Source organism: Streptomyces sp. AM25, assembly GCF_058146165.1.
Map to the genome: position 1 here is coordinate 1 of NZ_JBKIWN010000024.1, position 15,644 is coordinate 15,644.

A 15,644-nucleotide genomic window follows, 5' to 3' on the forward strand; every position below is an offset into this window, starting at 1 on the left:
CAGGGCCCCTGATCTCCAACTGAAGGGCTAGGCGGTGAGCGGTCGTGGCGCTCCTGGAGAACAAGGTCGCCCTGATCTACGGCGCGGGCGGCCCCGTCGGCGGTGCGGTGGCGCGTGCGTTCGCGCGTGAGGGGGCGAAGGTCTTCCTGTCGGGCCGGTCCTTCGAGTCGCTCGACGCGGTGGCCGACAGGATCCGCGCGGTGGGCGGCACGGCCGAGACGGACCGGGTCGACGCCCTGGACGAACAGGCGGTGGACCTCTACGTCGACGCGGTGGCCGAGCGGGCCGGGCGGATCGACATCTCGTTCAACCTGATCTCGTACGGCGACGTCCAGGCGCCGCTGATGGAGATCTCGGCCGAGGACTTCCTCCGGCCGGTCACCACCGCCACCCGCACGCACTTCCTCACCACCCGCGCCGCGGCCCGCCACATGATCCCGCGCGGCACGGGCGTGATCCTCGCCTTCGGCGGCTCGGGCCCGCACACGCTGCCCGAGCTCGGCGGTTTCAAGATCGCGCTGGACGCCCTGGAAGGGCAGCGCCGCCAGTGGTCGAGCGAACTGGGGCGGCACGGCATCCGGTTCGTCACCCTCAAGACGGGCGGGGTGCCGGAGACCATTCCCGAGGGCTTCCCCGGCCGCACCGAGATGGTCGCCGGCCTGGAGCGGGCGAGCCTGCTCACGTGGACGGCGACGCTGGCGGACGTCGGTCACGTGGCGGCCTTCGTCGCCTCCGACCGCGCCCGCACGATGACGGCGGCCACGGTGAACATCTCGTGCGGGGCGATCATGGACTACTGAGGGCATGGCGGACGCAACGTCAGCCCCCTTTCATCCGGCAGGAATTACTGTGCTGCGGCACATCCGCACAAACCTGCAATTCCATTGCGGGTTTACCGCAGGATGTCGGTCCCGAGTTTTGTGCACGGCGATGAAGAGAGGAATTTACCCATTGGTAACCTCTCTTCGTCCGCTATGGTCTCCGGATTGCCGATAACCCCGGAGAGTGCGCGATGTACGTGGCCGAGCGGATTTCCAGCCGGGTCCGGAATTCAGCCGGCGGCCCGCTGGAAATCACTTTCATTTCGGTGGGAATCCTCGCCGTCGCGGCGGTCCTCGAACCGCTGGGCGCCCCGGCGCCCCAGCTCCTCCTCGGGCTGCTCGCCGGGGCCGTGATCGCCCTGCGGGGCAGACGGCGGCGTTCCATATCGAAAACCGTCGACCAGAGCGTGCAGGCCCTCATCGGCGTCATGATCGGTGCCTGCCTGCAGATCTCGGTCCTGCGCGACGCCGTCGGCGCCATGCTTCCGCTGACGATGATCACGCTGGTGACGACCGTCCTCAGTGTCGGAATCGCCGTCCTGGTCGCCCGGACCGGCCGCATGGACCGGCTCACCGCGACCCTCGGAATGATCGCCGGGGGATCGGCGGCCGTGACGTCCTGCGCGAAGGACATGGGCGCGGATTCCCGGGTCGTGGCCTTCATGCAGTACCTGCGCGTCGCCGTGATCTCGGCTGCCGCACCCCTGGTCGCCCTGCTGATCGCCGAGCCCGCGGACGGAGGTGCGAGCGCTGCCGCCGGGTGGTCCTGGGCCCTGGTGCCCAGGGGCGACCAACTGGCCGGGATCTCCGTCACCCTCGTCCTGGCCGCCGTCGGTACGCGCCTGGCCCGGCGCATCGGGCTGCCCAGCGCAGTGCTCCTGGGGCCCATGCTGCTCTCCGCGCTCGTCACGGGACTCGGCCTGACGCACGGCTACTCGCCGACGGGCCTGTTCAAACAGGCGCTGCTGGTGCTCGTCGGGCTGGAGGTGGGCCTGCGCTTCGACCGTGCGACCGTGGGGGCGCTGAAGAGCATGATCCCGCTGGTGCTGGGCGCGATCGTGCTGCTCACCGGAGTCATCGGAGGGCTCGCCGTCGGTCTGGCCCCGGTGCTCGGCGTGAGCCGGGCCGACGCCTATCTCGCGACGACGCCCGGCGGCATCAACGCCGTCCTCGCCAGTGCATCGGCCGGCGACGCGCACCTGGGGCTGATCTCCAGCGTGCAGACGCTGCGGCTGTTCCTCATGGTGCTTCTGCTTCCCCTGCTCCAGGGGTGGTTGTCCCGAAGCTCCGCGCGGCGCACCGAGGGCGCGCCGGAGCCCGTGGGCTCCCGGTGAGGTGGCCCGGCTGAACGGGGCCGCGCGTGCGGGCGGGTACGCGCGGGCGGTGTGCTTCGGGACAACGGGGTGGTGGCTGCGACTGAGGGGCAGGCAAGCGGCAGTTGCAGTGCGGACATCTTGGAGGGGGCGTGTTCGGAATGCGCGGTATGGCGGTGACGCTGGGGTCACTGGCCCTGGTGTGCTCGTCGTTGGTGTGGGCCCCGGCGGGTCAGGCCCGGACCGGGACCGGCGGGGACGGGGCCGTCACCTGCACGGGGCAGGCCATGAGCCGCTACGCCCCACCCCTCACCCTGCTGCCCCGGCCGGTCGGCGTCCACGCGGACGAGCGGTACACCTGCACCACCGGACCCGGCCGCACCCTCGCAGCCGTCGGCTCCTTCGACAGGCCCCCGACCGTGGCGTCCTGCGTCTCGCTGTCCGATGGAGGCGGCGCCGAAACCGTCCGGTACGCCGACGGCGGACGGTCGGTGGTCGTCATCGACAGCGCCGGCACGGTCCGTGTCGCGGGCGTCCTGGTCACCCTGCAGTCGGGCCGGGTCACCGAAGGCCGCGGCGCAGGACACTTCGCACGGCGGACCGTTGCCGCCCCTCCCCGGCAACTGCCCACGGACTGCCTGACCTCCGGCCTCCAGGGCAGCAACAGCGGCGTTCAGCTGGAGATCCTGCCCTGACCCCGGACGTGCGTCAGACCACCAGCCCGGCCGCCCTCGCCCGGGCGGTGGCCGTCACGCGGTTGTTGGCGCCCAGCTTCCGGTAGACCTTCTCCAGATGGCGGTTGACCGTGTGCGGCGAGATGGCCAGGCGGCGGCCGATCGCCTCCGTGGTGAGGCCCTCGGCGAGCAGCCCCAGCACGGTGCCCTCGCGCGGGGTGAGGCCGACGTCGCCGACGGGCGCCTGCGCACCCACCGCGGCGCGCAGGCGGCGGAGCTCGCGCATGTGGTTGTCGACCGCCATCAGCAACGGCTGCACCCGGCGGACGAAGGCGATGTCGTGCTCACCGAAGTCGCCCTCACGGCCGAAGGTGACGGCTCGCAGCCCGCCCGGGTCCCCGGGCAGCGGAACGCCGAGCTGCTGCCTGGTGCCGTAGGTGCGGAGGGCGTCGTTGTACCAGTCGGCCTTCCGCCAGGTGTCGCAGAGGTCGGTCATCCTGACGGGGCTGTGCTCGTGGGTCTGCAAATACGGAATCATCGGGTGCCCCTGCTGCAGCCGGAGCCGCATGAGCTCGCCGACTTCCGGACCGAGCCAGTCCGGGGCCCACGCCTCGATGACACCGGTGCGGCCGAGGGGGCACAACTTGGACAGGAGCACCGTGTTCGCCCCCATGGCCGCGGACAGCTCGCGTGCTATCAGGTGCCAGGAGGCATCCGGGTCGCGTTCCCGAAGCACCGCGGTGACGAGGTCGAGGATGCGTTCATAGTCCTTGATCCTGAGCTGTGCCATCCCTCAAGCATGACAAACGGAATCACTGCTGCCCACCGGGCTCGGTGGCCAGCACACCGAGGTGGCGCAGGTCGGACACGTACTTCTCGACGAGCGTCCGCGACACGTGGGGGATGCCGTCGACGGTGGCGCGGAAGCGGTCCGCCGGGAGGACGGGGCCGTGGAGCGGCCGCTGCGGCTCGCGGTAGCTCTGCAGGAGCGGGAGCACCGAGTGTCCGCGCTGCTCCTCCGGCAGCGCGCGGTTGGCGATGCCGAAGCGGGTGAACCAGTCGTCGTAGTCGTCGAGCCGCTCGATCGGCAGGCCCGCTTCGGTCAGCCAGTCCACGAACCGGTCGAGCGAGACGTCGTCGTCGTGCGGGTTGAGCACGTCGAAGGAGCGGAACCCGGTCCAGGGCCGGGCGCACAGCCCAGTGACGGCCCCGGAGATGAAGTCGACGGGCAGGCCGTCGTAGTGCGCCCGTTGCCGTCGGCCGTGCTCGTCGGTGCGGTAGAAGGAGCGCGGTGCGAGGCCGGTGGCGACCGTGCTGATCAGCCAGCGGGTGAACGCGTCAGGCAGGTTGAGCTGGCCCGTGTACCGGCTGTGGGCGAGCATCATGGTGCCCCGGAAGACGGTCACCGGCAGCCCGCAGGCGTCGTGCGCCTCGCGCAGCAGCACCTCGCTCGCCCATTTGCTGTTGCCGTAGCCGTTGGCGTAACTGTCGTCCATCACGCGCACCGGGCTCATGGTGCGCATGTCGCCGTCCTCCTCGAAGACCGCCGGATCGATCTGCGCGCCGACGGCCGGGGTCGACAGAAAGGCCAGCGGCTTGAGGCGGCCGGTGACGGCCAGGCGGACGATCTCGGCGGTGCCCACGACGTTGGCGTCGAACAGCTTGTCATAGGCGAGAACGTGGTTGACGTGCGCGGCCGCGTGGACGATGAGGTCGACCGAGGACGTCAGACGGTTCCACGTGGCGGCGTCCAGCCCCAGGTCCGGCAGGCCGACGTCGCCGGCCACGACGTCCAGGCGCCGGGCGGCCAGCTCCCGGAAGCGCTCGTTCAGCTCCGGGTCGCCGCTGTCGACGGCTTCATCGAGGCGCCGGCGTGCGGCAGTCGCGTCGCTTCCGCGTACGAGGCAGATCACCGTGCCGTCGACGGCCTCCAGACGCTCCATCCAGTCCAGGCACAGGAACCGGCCGAGAAAGCCGTTGGCCCCGGTGACCAGGACCGTCCTGAAGGGACCGGCGGCAGCGGGGGCTGCCGTTGTTCCGGTGTCCATGAACTTGTCCAACGTCAGGTCGGCGGCGCGGAGTTCGGTGCTGTCCCGCCCGTGCACGGACGCGAAGGCGGGCCGGGTGCGGCCGGTCCGGCGCTGCTCCTCGATGTAATCCGCCAGCTGCTGCAGGCTGTTGGCCGGGCTGAGGATCATGCCCACCGGGACCTCGACGTCGAAGATCTCCCCGAGCAGGGTCGAGTAGGACAGGGCGGCGAGCGAGTCGCCGCCCAGATCGCCGAAGCGGACGTCCGTGCCGGCGGCTGCCGGTCCGCTCTGCAGCACGGCTTGCGCCGCCCGCCCGACGGTCTCGACGACCGGCTGCCCGCCTGCTCCTTCGCGCAGCGAACGGAGTTCGTCGGCCTGGTCGCGGTCCAGGTCGGAATAGAGCCGTTCGAGCCGCGCGCCGTAGCGGTCCTTGAGTTTCGGGGGGAGGAGTTTGCCGACGCCCGACAGCAGCCCGTTGTCCGCGGTGAAGGGTTCGGTCTCGACGAGGACGTCCCGCGGGATTTCGTAGGGCTGGAGCCGGGCGGCTTGCGCCGTGTGCTGCAACGATTCCCGGAGGAGCGGTTTCAGTGCCTCGGCGTCGTGGTCGCGCAGGGCCTCCGCGGTGGGGACGATCACGGCGAGAAGGTACGGACGTGCGCTGTTGCCGTAGACATAGATCTGCCGCACCAACGGGCTTTCGGCGTACACCGCCTCCAGATGGGAGACGGTCACGAACTCCCCCTGGGACAGCTTCAGCACGTCGTTGCGCCGGCCCACGTAGACCAGTCGGTCCAGGCCGGTCTCGGCCATGATGTCGCCGGTCCGGTAATAGCCGTCCGCGTCGAAGAATCCGGCCGAGAGGTCAGGGCGTTTGTAGTAGCCGGGAAACACGTTCTCCGTTCTGACCAGCAACTCGCCCCGGGGATACGGCTTGTCCGTGGCGAAGTAGCCGAGCTCGGGCACGTCGGCCAGCTTGTAGTCGATGACGGGCGGGCGCAGCACGCGGTGATCGATCGTCACCAGACCGCCCGTCTCGGTGGCGCCGTAGAGGTCGCGGACCTCCACCTCCACGACGGACTCGACGAAGGCCTTCATCTCCTCGGTCAGCGGAGCCGCCCCGCAGTCGACCGCGAGGAGGCGTCCGCCCAGGACGGTGTTCCGCAGTTCGTCCTTCACCTCGCGCTCGGCCGCGTCCCGGGCCGTGCCCGTCGCCGAGCGGCGCGCGACCTCGCTCTGGTAGCGCTGGTGGAGCATGTCGAACAGGCGCGGGGTCGCCGTGAGCCGGGTCGGCCGCGCGAGGGCGATGTCCTCCAGCAGCGTCGACTGGTCGCTGCGTGCCGTGAAGCAGGCGGTGCCGCCGTGCGCGAGGGTCTGGAACAGCCCGGCACGCCCGGCGAGATGACCCATGGGCATGAAGTCGAGGCTGATCGCGGGAATGCCGGACTCGTCGCCGAACGGCTGCCAGAGCGTGGCGCACATCTTCTCCGTGTAGACGGCCCCCTTCGGGTTGCCGGTGCTGCCGGAGGTGTAGATGAGCAGCGCGAGCGCGTCCTCGGAGCCGGAGGTGTGCAGCGGTGCGGGCGGCGCCGTGCCTCCCCGCTCGCGCACCGCGTCCAGGGTTTCGACGACGACCCCGGCAGCGGTCAGGCGCCGGCGCGCGGAGGCGAGCGCGGAGCGCTGCGCCTCGTCCTCGGGATCGTGGTCGAAGACGACGATCCGTACCGGCGGCGCACCACCGAGGGCGCAGCCGACGGCGGTGCCGAGGTGCGCGGAGTCGACGGCGACGGTGTGCGGCTCGACCTCCCGCAGGATCGCGAGGAGTTGATCCTCCGGTCTGGTGGTCTGGAGGGGGACGCAGAAGGCGCCGATGCAGGTGCAGGCCAGGTCGAGGACCGTGTGGTCGACTCCCGTGAAGCCGAGGACGGCGACGGCGCCGCCGGGCCGGAGCGGGCGGTCGGCATCGTGGTACCAGGCCGCGGCCACGGCCCGTGCCCGCGCCCAGAGTTCGCGATACGACATCGTCTCGAAGGAGGGCAGCAGTTGCGCGGCCGTCCGCCTCTCCCGCGCGCGCCGCGCGAGCGCGGGCCGGTCGGCGTAGCCCTCCATGACCGTGGCGACGATCTCGGCCGGCCGGAGCCCGGGCCGGCTGATCGCCTCGACGACGGAAGCGAGCGGCAGCGCCTTGCGGACCTGTTCGTCGACCGCGCACAGCTCCTGGACGCGGCGGGCGGTCTCCTGCGCCGCTGCGTCGCGTCCGGAAACCATGGTCAACACGATGGCACGGGAGTACGAACACGGCTCACCCGGTTCGCCCAAGCGGGTGGTGGACAGGGCTCAGCCCTCGTCCTCCATCGTGCTGTCGCACGTGCCGCAGATGCGGTCGGCGAACTCCGGCGGGTACCAAGGGGAACCGGGACGGTCCGCGGGCCGCCACGGGGCCTTCTGCATGGCGAAGGTGTCCTTGCCGCAGAACGTCCGAGGCCCGGGATGCGCCGGGTCCCCCGGGGCCCCCGGCGCCACGTGCACCACGCGCACCGGGGCCTGCGCCCCGGCCTCCCCGGTACGGGCCGCGCCGGGCGGCCGGTCGAGCTCGTACACGACGACGATCTCCATGGGGCGACGGTAATCCGGATCGCGAGGGGCAGCGATGTCGATTACACCGCTTCTGCTTGACCTGAAGCGCAGTTGAGGATCCAGCGTGTGGCAGGAAGCGACCTCGGGGCGAGAGACACGGAGACCTGAACATGATTCTGGTGACCGGCGCGACGGGAACCGTCGGCAGCATCCTGCTGGAGCAGTTGCACCGTTCCGGCGCCTCGCCGGTGCGCGGGCTGACGCGTGATCCGCGGCGGGCCGCGTTCCCGGAGGGGATCGAGGCCGTCGAGGGCGACTTCGCTCGGCCCGAGACGCTCAAGCGCGCCCTGGACGGCGTGCGTTCGCTCTTCCTCGTGCCGGGCTTCGGCGGCGAGACGGACGTCCTGGCCGCCGCCCGCTCCGCCGGCGTGGAGCACGTCGTCCTGCTCGGGTCCCTCGGCGCCGGGACCCACCCGCACCTGGCCAGAAGCCGGGAGCGGCTGGCCCTCGAACAGGCCCTGAAGGACAGCGGGACGGCCTGGACGATCCTGCGCCCGACGCAGTTCGACTCGAACGCCCTGTGGTGGGCCGCGGCCATCCGCGAACACGGCTCGGTGTTCTCGCCGTTCCCCGACACCGGCCTGCCCGCCGTCCACCCCGCCGACATCGCGGCGGTCGCCCACGCCGCCCTCACCGACCCGGCGCACCGCGGGCACACGTACCCGCTCACCGGCCCCGAGGCGGTCTCGCCGCGGCAGCAGACCGCGGCCATCGCGGAGGCCCTCGGCCGTGACCTCACCTGCGTCGAGGTCGCGCGGGACGCCGCGCACCGGCAGTACGCCGCCGCGCTCGGCGACGAAACCGCCAAGGAGGTACTGGATCTCATGGGCGGCGATCCGCGGCCCGGTCTCTTCGAGGTGCACGACACGGTCCAGCGGGTGACGGGCCTCCCGGCCGGGACCTTCGCGCAGTGGGCGCGGGAGAACGTGGCCGCTTTCCGCTGACGCGGGTGACCATCAGCACCGCGCAGCGGGGCCGCTGCGCGGTGCTGAATCCCCCTTGCCGGCGCCGTTCGGCGGCAGCGGAATGGATCCTACGGCCACGGGATCCGACATTGGCGCGATTCCTGCTTGCGCAGTTGAACGGGGCCGTTCACCGAGCCCGATCCGGAGGGCCTCGTACCCGGGGTAGCGCCTGGTGCCGCAATCGGCGGCGCAGTGGTCGACTCCGTCGTGGGTGGCCCACCCCTGCGGGTGGGCGCAGTTGTTCACCCGTGGTCCGAGCGCTGGTGGCGGCCCATCAGGACGGCCCACTTGTCGGCCGCCATACGGTCGCCCGCCGCCGTGGCCTTGGCATGCTCGTCCTTGATCCACGCGCACGCCGCACAACGGGGTGCCCTGCGGGCGGCTTCGCGGGTCGGTTCCGGGGTATGGGGCATCGGGGCAACCTTTGTTTGCCGGTCGCTCACTCACGCGAGCGATGTTCTTCGGGGTTCGCCCCCAGCGTGGTGCCCCGCCCCTACCGTGACCAGGGTTGGGGCCACCCCAACGGCACTGGGGTGAAGGGGGTTTGCGTGACGACACCTGTCAGCGGAGCGGCCTATTTCGGCACGGAGGTGCGCGAGTGGCGCACGGCCAGGGGTATGAGTCAGCGGGAGCTCGGTGAACTGGCCCAGTACGGGCAGCAGTACGTGGCCAAGGTGGAGGCGGGGGAGCGGCTGGGCAGCGTGGCGTTTTGCCGAGGCGTGCGACAGGGTTTTCGGTACGCCGGGCACTTTCGCCCGGCTGCGGAAGAGGGCGGCCCGCCGTGGGTACCCCGAGTGGTTCGAGCCTTACGTGGAGTTGGAACAGCGGGCAACGGCGATTCTGAGCTACTGCTCCGGGCTCGTCATGGGGATGCTGCAGACGGAGGAGTACGCGGAGGCGGTTTTTCGTAAGGCGCACCCGCGCGACACCGCGGACCAGATTGCCGCGAAGGTGGGTCGACGTGCGAAGCGGCGGCAGGTGTTGGCGGCGGAGAATCCTCCGCTCCTTTGGGTCGTCCTGGACGAGGCCTGCCTGCGCCGCATGGTCGGCAGTCCCGAGGTTATGCGCAGGCAGATGGCGCACTTGCTTGCGGAGGGAAGCACGCCGCATGTCACCCTCCAGGTGCTCCCGTTCAGGTCGGGGGCCCCGTCGACGCATATGGGCTTCATCGTGCTGAGGATGGGCGATGGAGAGTCCGACGCGCTCTACGTCGAGAACCCGGTCTCGGGACAGGTGATCGACTCCCCGGAGACCGTGGCCAAAGCAGTCGTGACCTACGATCGGCTGCGCGCCGACGCGCTGTCCCCGGATGAATCGCTGGCCCTGATTCGCAGGGTGATGGAGGAATGGACAGAATGACGATATGTGCCATATCCGGTGCGGAGTGGATCAAGTCCAGTTACAGCGGCGGCAATGAGGGGGAGTGCGTCGAGTTCAGCCGGAGCGGCGCCACCACCGGCGTAGTCCCTGTCCGGGACAGCAAGCGCCCCCGCGGGGCGGCCCTCGCCGTTCCCGCCCCCGCCTGGGCCGCCTTCGTGGCCGCCCTCCAAGAAGGAACGTTTCGGCCGTAGTCGCGGCCGAGGCGGATTCGGGATTTGGACTGCCGGAAGCCCGAGCAACCCCGCCATGCGTCCCTTTTCTCCCGACTTGCCGCCCGTCAATCACCGGAACCGGTAACTCCGACAGCCCAAATCCCGAATCCGCCCGCAGGGCACCCGCGTTGAGCTGGTATGAACCGTTTTGCGAGGGTGCTCGCCATCACCGTCACCCTGCTCGCCACCGCCACCGCCCCGGCCCCGGCGGCGAGCCGACCGGTGGAGCCGGACGTCTGCCACACCGCCGTCCGCCGGATCCCCACCGCCGACCGCGTCGTCGCGCTCACCTTCAACGCCGCCTGGGACGAAGGCGGCATCGCCGCCACCCTCGCCGCCCTCCGCCAACGCGCCGCGCCGGCAACCTTCTTCCCCACCGGGCGGTTCGCCCAGAAACACCCCAACGCCGTACGGGCCATGGCCGCCGCAGGCCACGGCCTCGGCAGTCACTCCTACAGCCACCCGCACTTCAGCACCCTCGGCCGCCTCGCGATGGCCAAAGAGGTATGGCGCGCCGATGCCGCCATCCGCCGGGCAGCGCACACCGATCCGCTGCCCCTCTTCCGGTTCCCGTACAGCGAGACCACCCCGCAGGCGATCGCGGAGGTGAACGCCCTCGGGTTCACGGACGTCGAGTTCACCACCGACACCAAGGGGTACCTCGGCACCGCGCACGGCATGACCGTCGAGAAGGTGGTCGAGCGGGCCCTCGCGGCCCTCACCCCGGGCGAGATCGTGCAAATGCACGTCGGCAACGATGTGGGGGACGGCGGCCACGTCCTCGACGCCGAGGCCCTGCCGCAGATCATCGACGCCGTCCGGGCGCGCGGCTACCGCATCGTGGATTTGCGAACTCTCACCCGGCTTTGTCCGCAAGGGAGTTAGGGTGGGCTTACTCGAATCCGAAGGGGTGTCGTATGACCGAGTACCGCTCACGGATGATGCAACTGGCCTTCGGCCCGATGATCGGGCTTCTGACAGGCCATGCCCTGCGCCTCGGGCTGCTGGACCGGATCGGCGAGGGCGAGCGCAGCGCGGAGGAACTGGCCGCGGAGGGGAAGACCGATCTGCAGGCGACGACCCGGGTGCTCCGGGCGCTGACCGGGATAGGCCTGCTCGCCGAGACCGCCCCCGGCACCTTCGCCGTGACCGACATGGGCGCCTACCTGCGCACCGATCACCCTGAGTCCATGGCCTACATGGTCAGGTTGCTGACCGAGCCGTCGATGCTCCGCTCCTGGGAGTATCTCGGGGAGAGCATGCGGACGGGCGAGCCGTCCTTCGCGAGGGTCTTCGGTACGGACTACTTCAGTTATCTGAAGGGCGAACCGGAGCTGTCCGAGAACTTCAACATCGCCATGAGCGAGGGCACCCGGACCGCCGCGGAACTCCTGCCCAAGGCCTGTGACTTCGGGCGGTTCGGCACCGTCGCCGACATCGGGGGCGGCGACGGCACGCTGCTCGCCGGGGTGCTCCGGGCCAACCCCGGGCTCCGCGGGATCCTCTACGACTCCGCCGAGGGGCTGTCCCAGGCCGGGGCGAAGCTGGAGCGGGCGGGGCTGGCGGGGCGCTGCGACCTCGTCGCCGGCGACTTCTTCGCCGCCGCCCCCGCGGGCGCCGACGCGTACGTGCTCAAGAGCGTGCTGCACGACTGGTCGGACGACCGGTCCACCACGATCCTCCGCCACATCCGTGCCGTTCTTCCCGCGAACGGCCGGGTGATCGTCATCGAGACGGTGTTGCCGGAGGTCGCCGACGACCGGCAGGAAGGGCTGAACTATTTGAGCGACCTCAACATGCTGGTGAATCTCGGAGGACGGGAGCGCACCAGGGACGAGTTCTCCGAACTCTTCGCGGGGGCGGGGCTGTCGCTCGTTTCGGTCACACCCATCGGGTCGGGGATTCCGTACTTCGTGATCGAGGCAGCTGCCGTCTGAGAGGGTTCCCCGCGCCTCTTGCGGGGCGCGGCACTCAGTGCCAGGCTGCGGGAATGATCAAGCACGCCTGGGCCGTCCTCGGCGGGGACCCCGCCTGCACGGCCGCGATCGAGTACGGCGGCCCCGCCGCCGTACTCCCGGCGCGCCTGCCCGTGCGGGAGTTGGCGCGGTCCACCGTCGCCGTGTGCGCCCTGGCCGCCGCCGAACTGGCCGGTGCGCGAAACGGGGGTGCGATACCGGCCGTCCGCGTGGACGACGGCGCCGTCGCCACCGCGTTCGTCAGCGAACGTCACCTGCGGATCAACGGGCGCGCCCCGGCCGCCTTCGCGCCCCTGTCCCGGTTCTGGCGCACCGCCGACGGACGGGTGCGTACCCACGCCAACTATCCGCACCACCGGGCCCGGCTGCTCGCCGCGCTCGGCGTCGCCGACTGCGGTGACGACGAGGCCCTCGTCCCGCGCGTGGCCGCCGAACTCGCCCGCCGCACCGCCGCGGACGTCGAGGAAACCGTGTGCGCGGCAGGCGGGCCGGCCGTCGTCGTACGCACTCCCGGGCAGTGGGCCGCCCACCCGCAGGGCGCGGCCGTTGCGGAGCGTCCGCTGCTCACCCTGGAACGGTTCGCGGACGGGCCCGTACGGACCCTCGGCCCCGTCGAGAGCCCGGCCGAGGGGCCGGCCGCCGGGCTGCGCGTGCTGGACCTGACCCGCGTCATCGCCGGCCCCGTCGCCACGCGCACCCTCGCCCTGCTCGGCGCGGACGTCCTGCGCATCGACTCCCCGCGCCTCCCCGAGAGCCAGGACGCCCACAGCGACACCGGCTTCGGCAAGCGCTCGGCCGTGCTCGACCTCGCCCGCCGCGCGGACCGGGCCGTCTTCGAGGAGCTGCTCGCCTCCGCCGACGTCGTCGTCACCGGCTACCGGCCCGGCGCGCTCGACGCCCACGGGCTGGCCCCCGAAGCCCTGGCGGAGCGCCGGCCGGGGCTGGTCGTCGGGCAGTTGAGCGCCTGGGGCGCTTACGGGCCGTGGGGCGGGCGGCGCGGGTTCGACTCCCTGGTGCAGGCCGCCTGCGGGATCGCGTCCATCGAGGGCGACGGCGGCGAACCCGGCGCCCTGCCCGCGCAGGCGCTCGACCACGGCACGGGCTATCTGCTCGCCGCCGCCGTACTGCGGGCCGTCACCCGGCAGTTGACGGATGGCGGGAGTCGTCTCGTCCGGCTCGCCCTCGCGCAGACCGCGGCATGGCTGATGCAGGGCATGGGCAGGGACGAGGGAAGAACCTCGGGGGCGTACGACCCCGCCGCATGGCTGGCCGAGGCGGACGGCCCGCTGGGGCGCGTCCGGTACGCCCTGCCGCCCGTGTCCTTCGACGGCGGGCCGCGCGACTGGTCCCGTCCGCCGGGGCGTTGGGGGAGCGATGCACCGGCCTGGCGCTGACGTCCGAGAGGTGAGGATACCCGTGGCCAAGACCACCATCCGTCCAGCGGTCCTGTCCCTGCCCGCCGCTCCGCCGGGCCCCGAGAACCCGCTGCCCTCGCTGCGGCCCCCCGAGGACGCGCACCGCATCGACCCCGGGACGGCCGAGGGCCTGCCCGCCGAGATGGCGCGGCAGATCGCCAATGCCCCGCTGCGCACCGTGCAGCCCGTGCGGCGCCGCGACGACTACACCCGCAAGCGCCTGCCGGCCGATCTCGACGCGATCGTGATCGAGAACGACCGGCTGAAGGCCACCGTCCTCCCCGGGCTGGGCGGCCGGGTGCACTCCATCGAGCACAAGCCGTCCGGGCGTTCGCTGCTGTACACCAACCCCGTGTTCCAGCCCGCCGGATTCGCCCTCAACGGCGCCTGGTTCTCCGGCGGCATCGAGTGGAACATCGGCGCCACGGGCCATTCGACGTTGTCCGTCGCCCCGCTGCACGCCGCGCGCGTGCCCGCGCCCGACGGGGGAGAGATGCTGCGCCTGTGGGAGTGGGAGCGGCTGCGCAACCTGCCCTTCCAGGTGGACCTGTGGCTGCCCGACGGCTCGGACTTCCTCTACGCGGGCGTACGCATCCGCAATCCGCACCATGAACCCGCCCCCGTCTACTGGTGGTCGAACACCGCCGTACCCGAGACGCCGCACACCCGGATCCTCGTACCGGCCGAATCCGCCTGGCACTTCGGGTACGAGCACACGCTGCAGCACGTCCCGGTGCCGTCCTGGGACGGGGCCGACCGCTCGTACCCGCTGAGCGGCGAGCACCCCGCCGACTTCTTCCACGAGGTGCCGGACGGCGAACGGCGCTGGATCGCCGCGCTGGACGAGCAGGGCCGCGGCCTCGTGCAGACCTCCACCGATCTCCTGCGCGGGCGCAAGCTGTTCGTGTGGGGGTCGGGGGAGCGCGGGCGGCGGTGGCAGCAGTGGCTGACCGAGCCCGGGACGGGCGGGTACGCGGAGATCCAGGCCGGGCTGGCGCGCACGCAGCTGGAGCACGTACCGCTGGAGGCCGGCGGGGAGTTCGCGTGGCTGGAGGCGTACGGACCGCTGGAGGCCGACGCCGCCGCGGTGCACGGCGCGGACTGGGCCGCCGCCCGCGCCGAAGCGGCCGGACGGCTCGAAGCCGCGCTGCCGCGGGCCGCGGTGGACGCCGCGTACGCCGCGTGGCGGCCGTTCGCCGACCACGAGCCGAAGGAGCTGCTGGCGGCGGGCTCCGGCTGGGGCGCGCTCGAAGTCGAGCGCGGGGGGTACGAACTGCCGGGCACGCCCTTCGGCACGCCGGGGGCGGAACAGCGGCCCTGGCGGGAACTGCTGCGCACCGGTGCCTTTCCGGACGAGGGCGCCGAGCCCGGGCCGTCGCTGGTCTCGCCGCACTGGCGCGAGGTGCTGGAGGCCGCGGAACCGGGCGCGCACGGCGCCTACCACCTGGGCGTGGCGCAGTGGCATGCGGGCGACCGCTCGCAGGCGGTGCGGAGTTGGGAGCGTGCCCTCGAACTCGGCCTAGGCTGGGCCGCGCTGCGGTGCCTGGCTGCTGCGGACGCGGAGTCCGGTCACCCGGAGCGGGCGGCCGAGCGGTACGCGCGCGCCGTGGCGGAGGCGGTGAAGGCCTCGCGGCCGGCACGGACGGCGCTGGCGCGGGAGGCGGTGGAAGCCATGCTGGCGGCCGGGAGGGCGGATGATGCGGCCACTGTGCTGGCTGCATTGCCTGCTGCCGTCCGGCAGCGGGGGCGGTTCCGGTTGCTGCATGCGCGGGTTCTGGTGGCGCAGGGCGAATCGGAAGTCCTCGACGAAGAGTTCGAGGTCGAGGACTGCGCCCCTTACGGGGCGCCCTCCTTGCGGTCCACGTATTCGAATACCGAGCCATCGGGGTGGCGTGCCACCAGGTTGCGGCCGATCGGGGTCGGGACCGGGCCCGCGATGATCTCCGCGCCCACGGCGCGGAGGTCGTCGACGGCCTCGTCGACGTCCGACACCGCGATCGTCGCGGTGATCTTCCGCAGGATGGAGAGCTCCGCCTCCGGGCCGCTCATCAGGAAGAAGCAGCCGACCGCCGCCACCTTGACGCCCCCGCGCTGGAAGCGCAGCGCCTCTGTTCCGGTCAGCCGTTCGTACACGGCGACCGCATGGTCCAGATCGCCGACGCACACCCTTAGCGAGGTCCCCAGAATGTTCATGGGATCAAGGCTAGTTGGCGAAGGGCGTGCC

Annotated in this window: 16 protein-coding genes and 1 pseudogene; 11 read left to right on the top strand and 6 right to left on the bottom strand. The window is 71.7% G+C overall.

All coding sequences use genetic code 11. From position 1 onward, the window contains the following. Nucleotides 1–44: 44 nt before the first annotated feature. The 3 genes from ACLHRZ_RS28095 to ACLHRZ_RS28105 all read left to right on the top strand — a co-directional run bounded on the left by ACLHRZ_RS28095 (nucleotide 45) and on the right by ACLHRZ_RS28105 (nucleotide 2,829). On the top strand, nucleotides 45–800 hold the full coding sequence (locus tag ACLHRZ_RS28095) for an SDR family NAD(P)-dependent oxidoreductase (RefSeq protein ID WP_490421346.1): 756 nt from the start codon (nucleotides 45–47) through the stop codon (nucleotides 798–800). 287 nt (nucleotides 801–1,087) lie between these two features. Next, nucleotides 1,088–2,155 carry an AbrB family transcriptional regulator gene (locus ACLHRZ_RS28100; RefSeq protein ID WP_490421347.1) on the top strand — a complete coding sequence of 356 codons (1,068 nt, stop codon included), beginning with the start codon at nucleotides 1,088–1,090 and terminating at the stop codon, nucleotides 2,153–2,155. Nucleotides 2,156–2,286: 131 nt separating this feature from the next. After that, nucleotides 2,287–2,829, top strand: a complete 543-nt coding sequence (locus ACLHRZ_RS28105; RefSeq protein WP_490421348.1) for a hypothetical protein — start codon at nucleotides 2,287–2,289, stop codon at nucleotides 2,827–2,829. Nucleotides 2,830–2,842: 13 nt separating this feature from the next. Here the strand turns inward: ACLHRZ_RS28105 and ACLHRZ_RS28110 are convergent, their stop codons facing one another. From ACLHRZ_RS28110 to ACLHRZ_RS28120, 3 genes are all read right to left on the bottom strand, one after another. Continuing rightward, on the bottom strand, nucleotides 2,843–3,598 hold the full coding sequence (locus ACLHRZ_RS28110) for a helix-turn-helix transcriptional regulator (RefSeq protein ID WP_490421349.1): 756 nt from the start codon (nucleotides 3,596–3,598) through the stop codon (nucleotides 2,843–2,845). A gap of 22 nt (nucleotides 3,599–3,620) precedes the next feature. After that, nucleotides 3,621–7,103 carry a carboxylic acid reductase gene (gene car, locus ACLHRZ_RS28115; RefSeq protein WP_490421350.1) on the bottom strand — a complete coding sequence of 1,161 codons (3,483 nt, stop codon included), beginning with the start codon at nucleotides 7,101–7,103 and terminating at the stop codon, nucleotides 3,621–3,623. Nucleotides 7,104–7,172: 69 nt separating this feature from the next. Further along, nucleotides 7,173–7,451: a hypothetical protein gene (locus ACLHRZ_RS28120; protein ID WP_490421351.1), complete on the bottom strand. Its 279-nt coding sequence runs from the start codon at nucleotides 7,449–7,451 to the stop codon at nucleotides 7,173–7,175. 131 nt (nucleotides 7,452–7,582) lie between these two features. On the opposite strand from ACLHRZ_RS28120, the gene ACLHRZ_RS28125 reads away from it, so the two are divergent. After that, entirely contained in the window at nucleotides 7,583–8,416 is an 834-nt protein-coding gene (locus ACLHRZ_RS28125) for an NAD(P)H-binding protein (protein ID WP_490421352.1), read from the top strand. Nucleotides 8,417–8,428: 12 nt separating this feature from the next. On the opposite strand, the gene ACLHRZ_RS28130 is transcribed toward ACLHRZ_RS28125, so the two are convergent. Then, nucleotides 8,429–8,725, bottom strand: coding sequence for a DUF6255 family natural product biosynthesis protein (locus tag ACLHRZ_RS28130; RefSeq protein ID WP_490421353.1), 297 nt, complete (start codon nucleotides 8,723–8,725; stop codon nucleotides 8,429–8,431). Beyond that, nucleotides 8,680–8,850, bottom strand: coding sequence for a hypothetical protein (locus tag ACLHRZ_RS28135; protein ID WP_490421354.1), 171 nt, complete (start codon nucleotides 8,848–8,850; stop codon nucleotides 8,680–8,682). Before ACLHRZ_RS28135 ends, ACLHRZ_RS28130 begins: the two co-directional genes overlap by 46 nt. 204 nt (nucleotides 8,851–9,054) lie before the next feature. Here ACLHRZ_RS28135 and ACLHRZ_RS28140 point away from each other — a divergent pair, with 204 nt between their 5' ends. The 7 genes and pseudogenes from ACLHRZ_RS28140 to ACLHRZ_RS28170 all read left to right on the top strand — a co-directional run. Further along, nucleotides 9,055–9,348, top strand: a complete 294-nt coding sequence (locus ACLHRZ_RS28140) for a helix-turn-helix domain-containing protein (RefSeq protein WP_490421449.1) — start codon at nucleotides 9,055–9,057, stop codon at nucleotides 9,346–9,348. Then, nucleotides 9,248–9,796, top strand: a complete 549-nt coding sequence (locus ACLHRZ_RS28145; RefSeq protein ID WP_490421355.1) for a DUF5753 domain-containing protein — start codon at nucleotides 9,248–9,250, stop codon at nucleotides 9,794–9,796. Before ACLHRZ_RS28140 ends, ACLHRZ_RS28145 begins: the two co-directional genes overlap by 101 nt. After that, nucleotides 9,793–10,008: a DUF397 domain-containing protein gene (locus ACLHRZ_RS28150; protein WP_490421356.1), complete on the top strand. Its 216-nt coding sequence runs from the start codon at nucleotides 9,793–9,795 to the stop codon at nucleotides 10,006–10,008. Before ACLHRZ_RS28145 ends, ACLHRZ_RS28150 begins: the two co-directional genes overlap by 4 nt. A 159-nt stretch (nucleotides 10,009–10,167) precedes the next feature. Then, nucleotides 10,168–10,914 carry a polysaccharide deacetylase family protein gene (locus ACLHRZ_RS28155; protein WP_490421357.1) on the top strand — a complete coding sequence of 249 codons (747 nt, stop codon included), beginning with the start codon at nucleotides 10,168–10,170 and terminating at the stop codon, nucleotides 10,912–10,914. 32 nt (nucleotides 10,915–10,946) lie between these two features. After that, entirely contained in the window at nucleotides 10,947–11,966 is a 1,020-nt protein-coding gene (locus ACLHRZ_RS28160; RefSeq protein ID WP_490421358.1) for a methyltransferase, read from the top strand. A 53-nt stretch (nucleotides 11,967–12,019) separates the two neighbouring features. Continuing rightward, the gene (locus ACLHRZ_RS28165; protein ID WP_490421359.1) at nucleotides 12,020–13,399 is read left to right on the top strand and encodes a CoA transferase; all 1,380 of its coding nucleotides are present in this window, start codon (nucleotides 12,020–12,022) and stop codon (nucleotides 13,397–13,399) included. Beyond that, nucleotides 13,380–15,248 (top strand): annotated as a pseudogene (locus ACLHRZ_RS28170) (DUF5107 domain-containing protein); the annotation flags it as partial. The gene ACLHRZ_RS28165 and the pseudogene ACLHRZ_RS28170, both read left to right, overlap by 20 nt. Nucleotides 15,249–15,256: 8 nt before the next feature. On the opposite strand, the gene ACLHRZ_RS28175 reads toward ACLHRZ_RS28170, so the two are convergent. Continuing rightward, a complete protein-coding gene (locus tag ACLHRZ_RS28175) occupies nucleotides 15,257–15,613 on the bottom strand; it encodes a VOC family protein (RefSeq protein ID WP_490421450.1) in 357 nt (118 codons plus the stop codon). Nucleotides 15,614–15,644: the final 31 nt, after the last annotated feature.

Bases quoted from the DNA above. Each gene is read 5' to 3' on its own strand.
- ACLHRZ_RS28110 (WP_490421349.1), bottom strand. From the start codon at position 3,598: ATGGCACAGCTCAGGATCAAGGACTATGAACGCATCCTCGACCTCGTC.
- car (WP_490421350.1), bottom strand. From the start codon at position 7,103: ATGGTTTCCGGACGCGACGCAGCGGCGCAGGAGACCGCCCGCCGCGTC.
- ACLHRZ_RS28120 (WP_490421351.1), bottom strand. From the start codon at position 7,451: ATGGAGATCGTCGTCGTGTACGAGCTCGACCGGCCGCCCGGCGCGGCC.
- ACLHRZ_RS28125 (WP_490421352.1), top strand. From the start codon at position 7,583: ATGATTCTGGTGACCGGCGCGACGGGAACCGTCGGCAGCATCCTGCTG.
- ACLHRZ_RS28135 (WP_490421354.1), bottom strand. From the start codon at position 8,850: ATGCCCCATACCCCGGAACCGACCCGCGAAGCCGCCCGCAGGGCACCC.
- ACLHRZ_RS28140 (WP_490421449.1), top strand. From the start codon at position 9,055: ATGAGTCAGCGGGAGCTCGGTGAACTGGCCCAGTACGGGCAGCAGTAC.
- ACLHRZ_RS28150 (WP_490421356.1), top strand. From the start codon at position 9,793: ATGACGATATGTGCCATATCCGGTGCGGAGTGGATCAAGTCCAGTTAC.
- ACLHRZ_RS28155 (WP_490421357.1), top strand. From the start codon at position 10,168: ATGAACCGTTTTGCGAGGGTGCTCGCCATCACCGTCACCCTGCTCGCC.
- ACLHRZ_RS28160 (WP_490421358.1), top strand. From the start codon at position 10,947: ATGACCGAGTACCGCTCACGGATGATGCAACTGGCCTTCGGCCCGATG.
- ACLHRZ_RS28165 (WP_490421359.1), top strand. From the start codon at position 12,020: ATGATCAAGCACGCCTGGGCCGTCCTCGGCGGGGACCCCGCCTGCACG.
- ACLHRZ_RS28175 (WP_490421450.1), bottom strand. From the start codon at position 15,613: ATGAACATTCTGGGGACCTCGCTAAGGGTGTGCGTCGGCGATCTGGAC.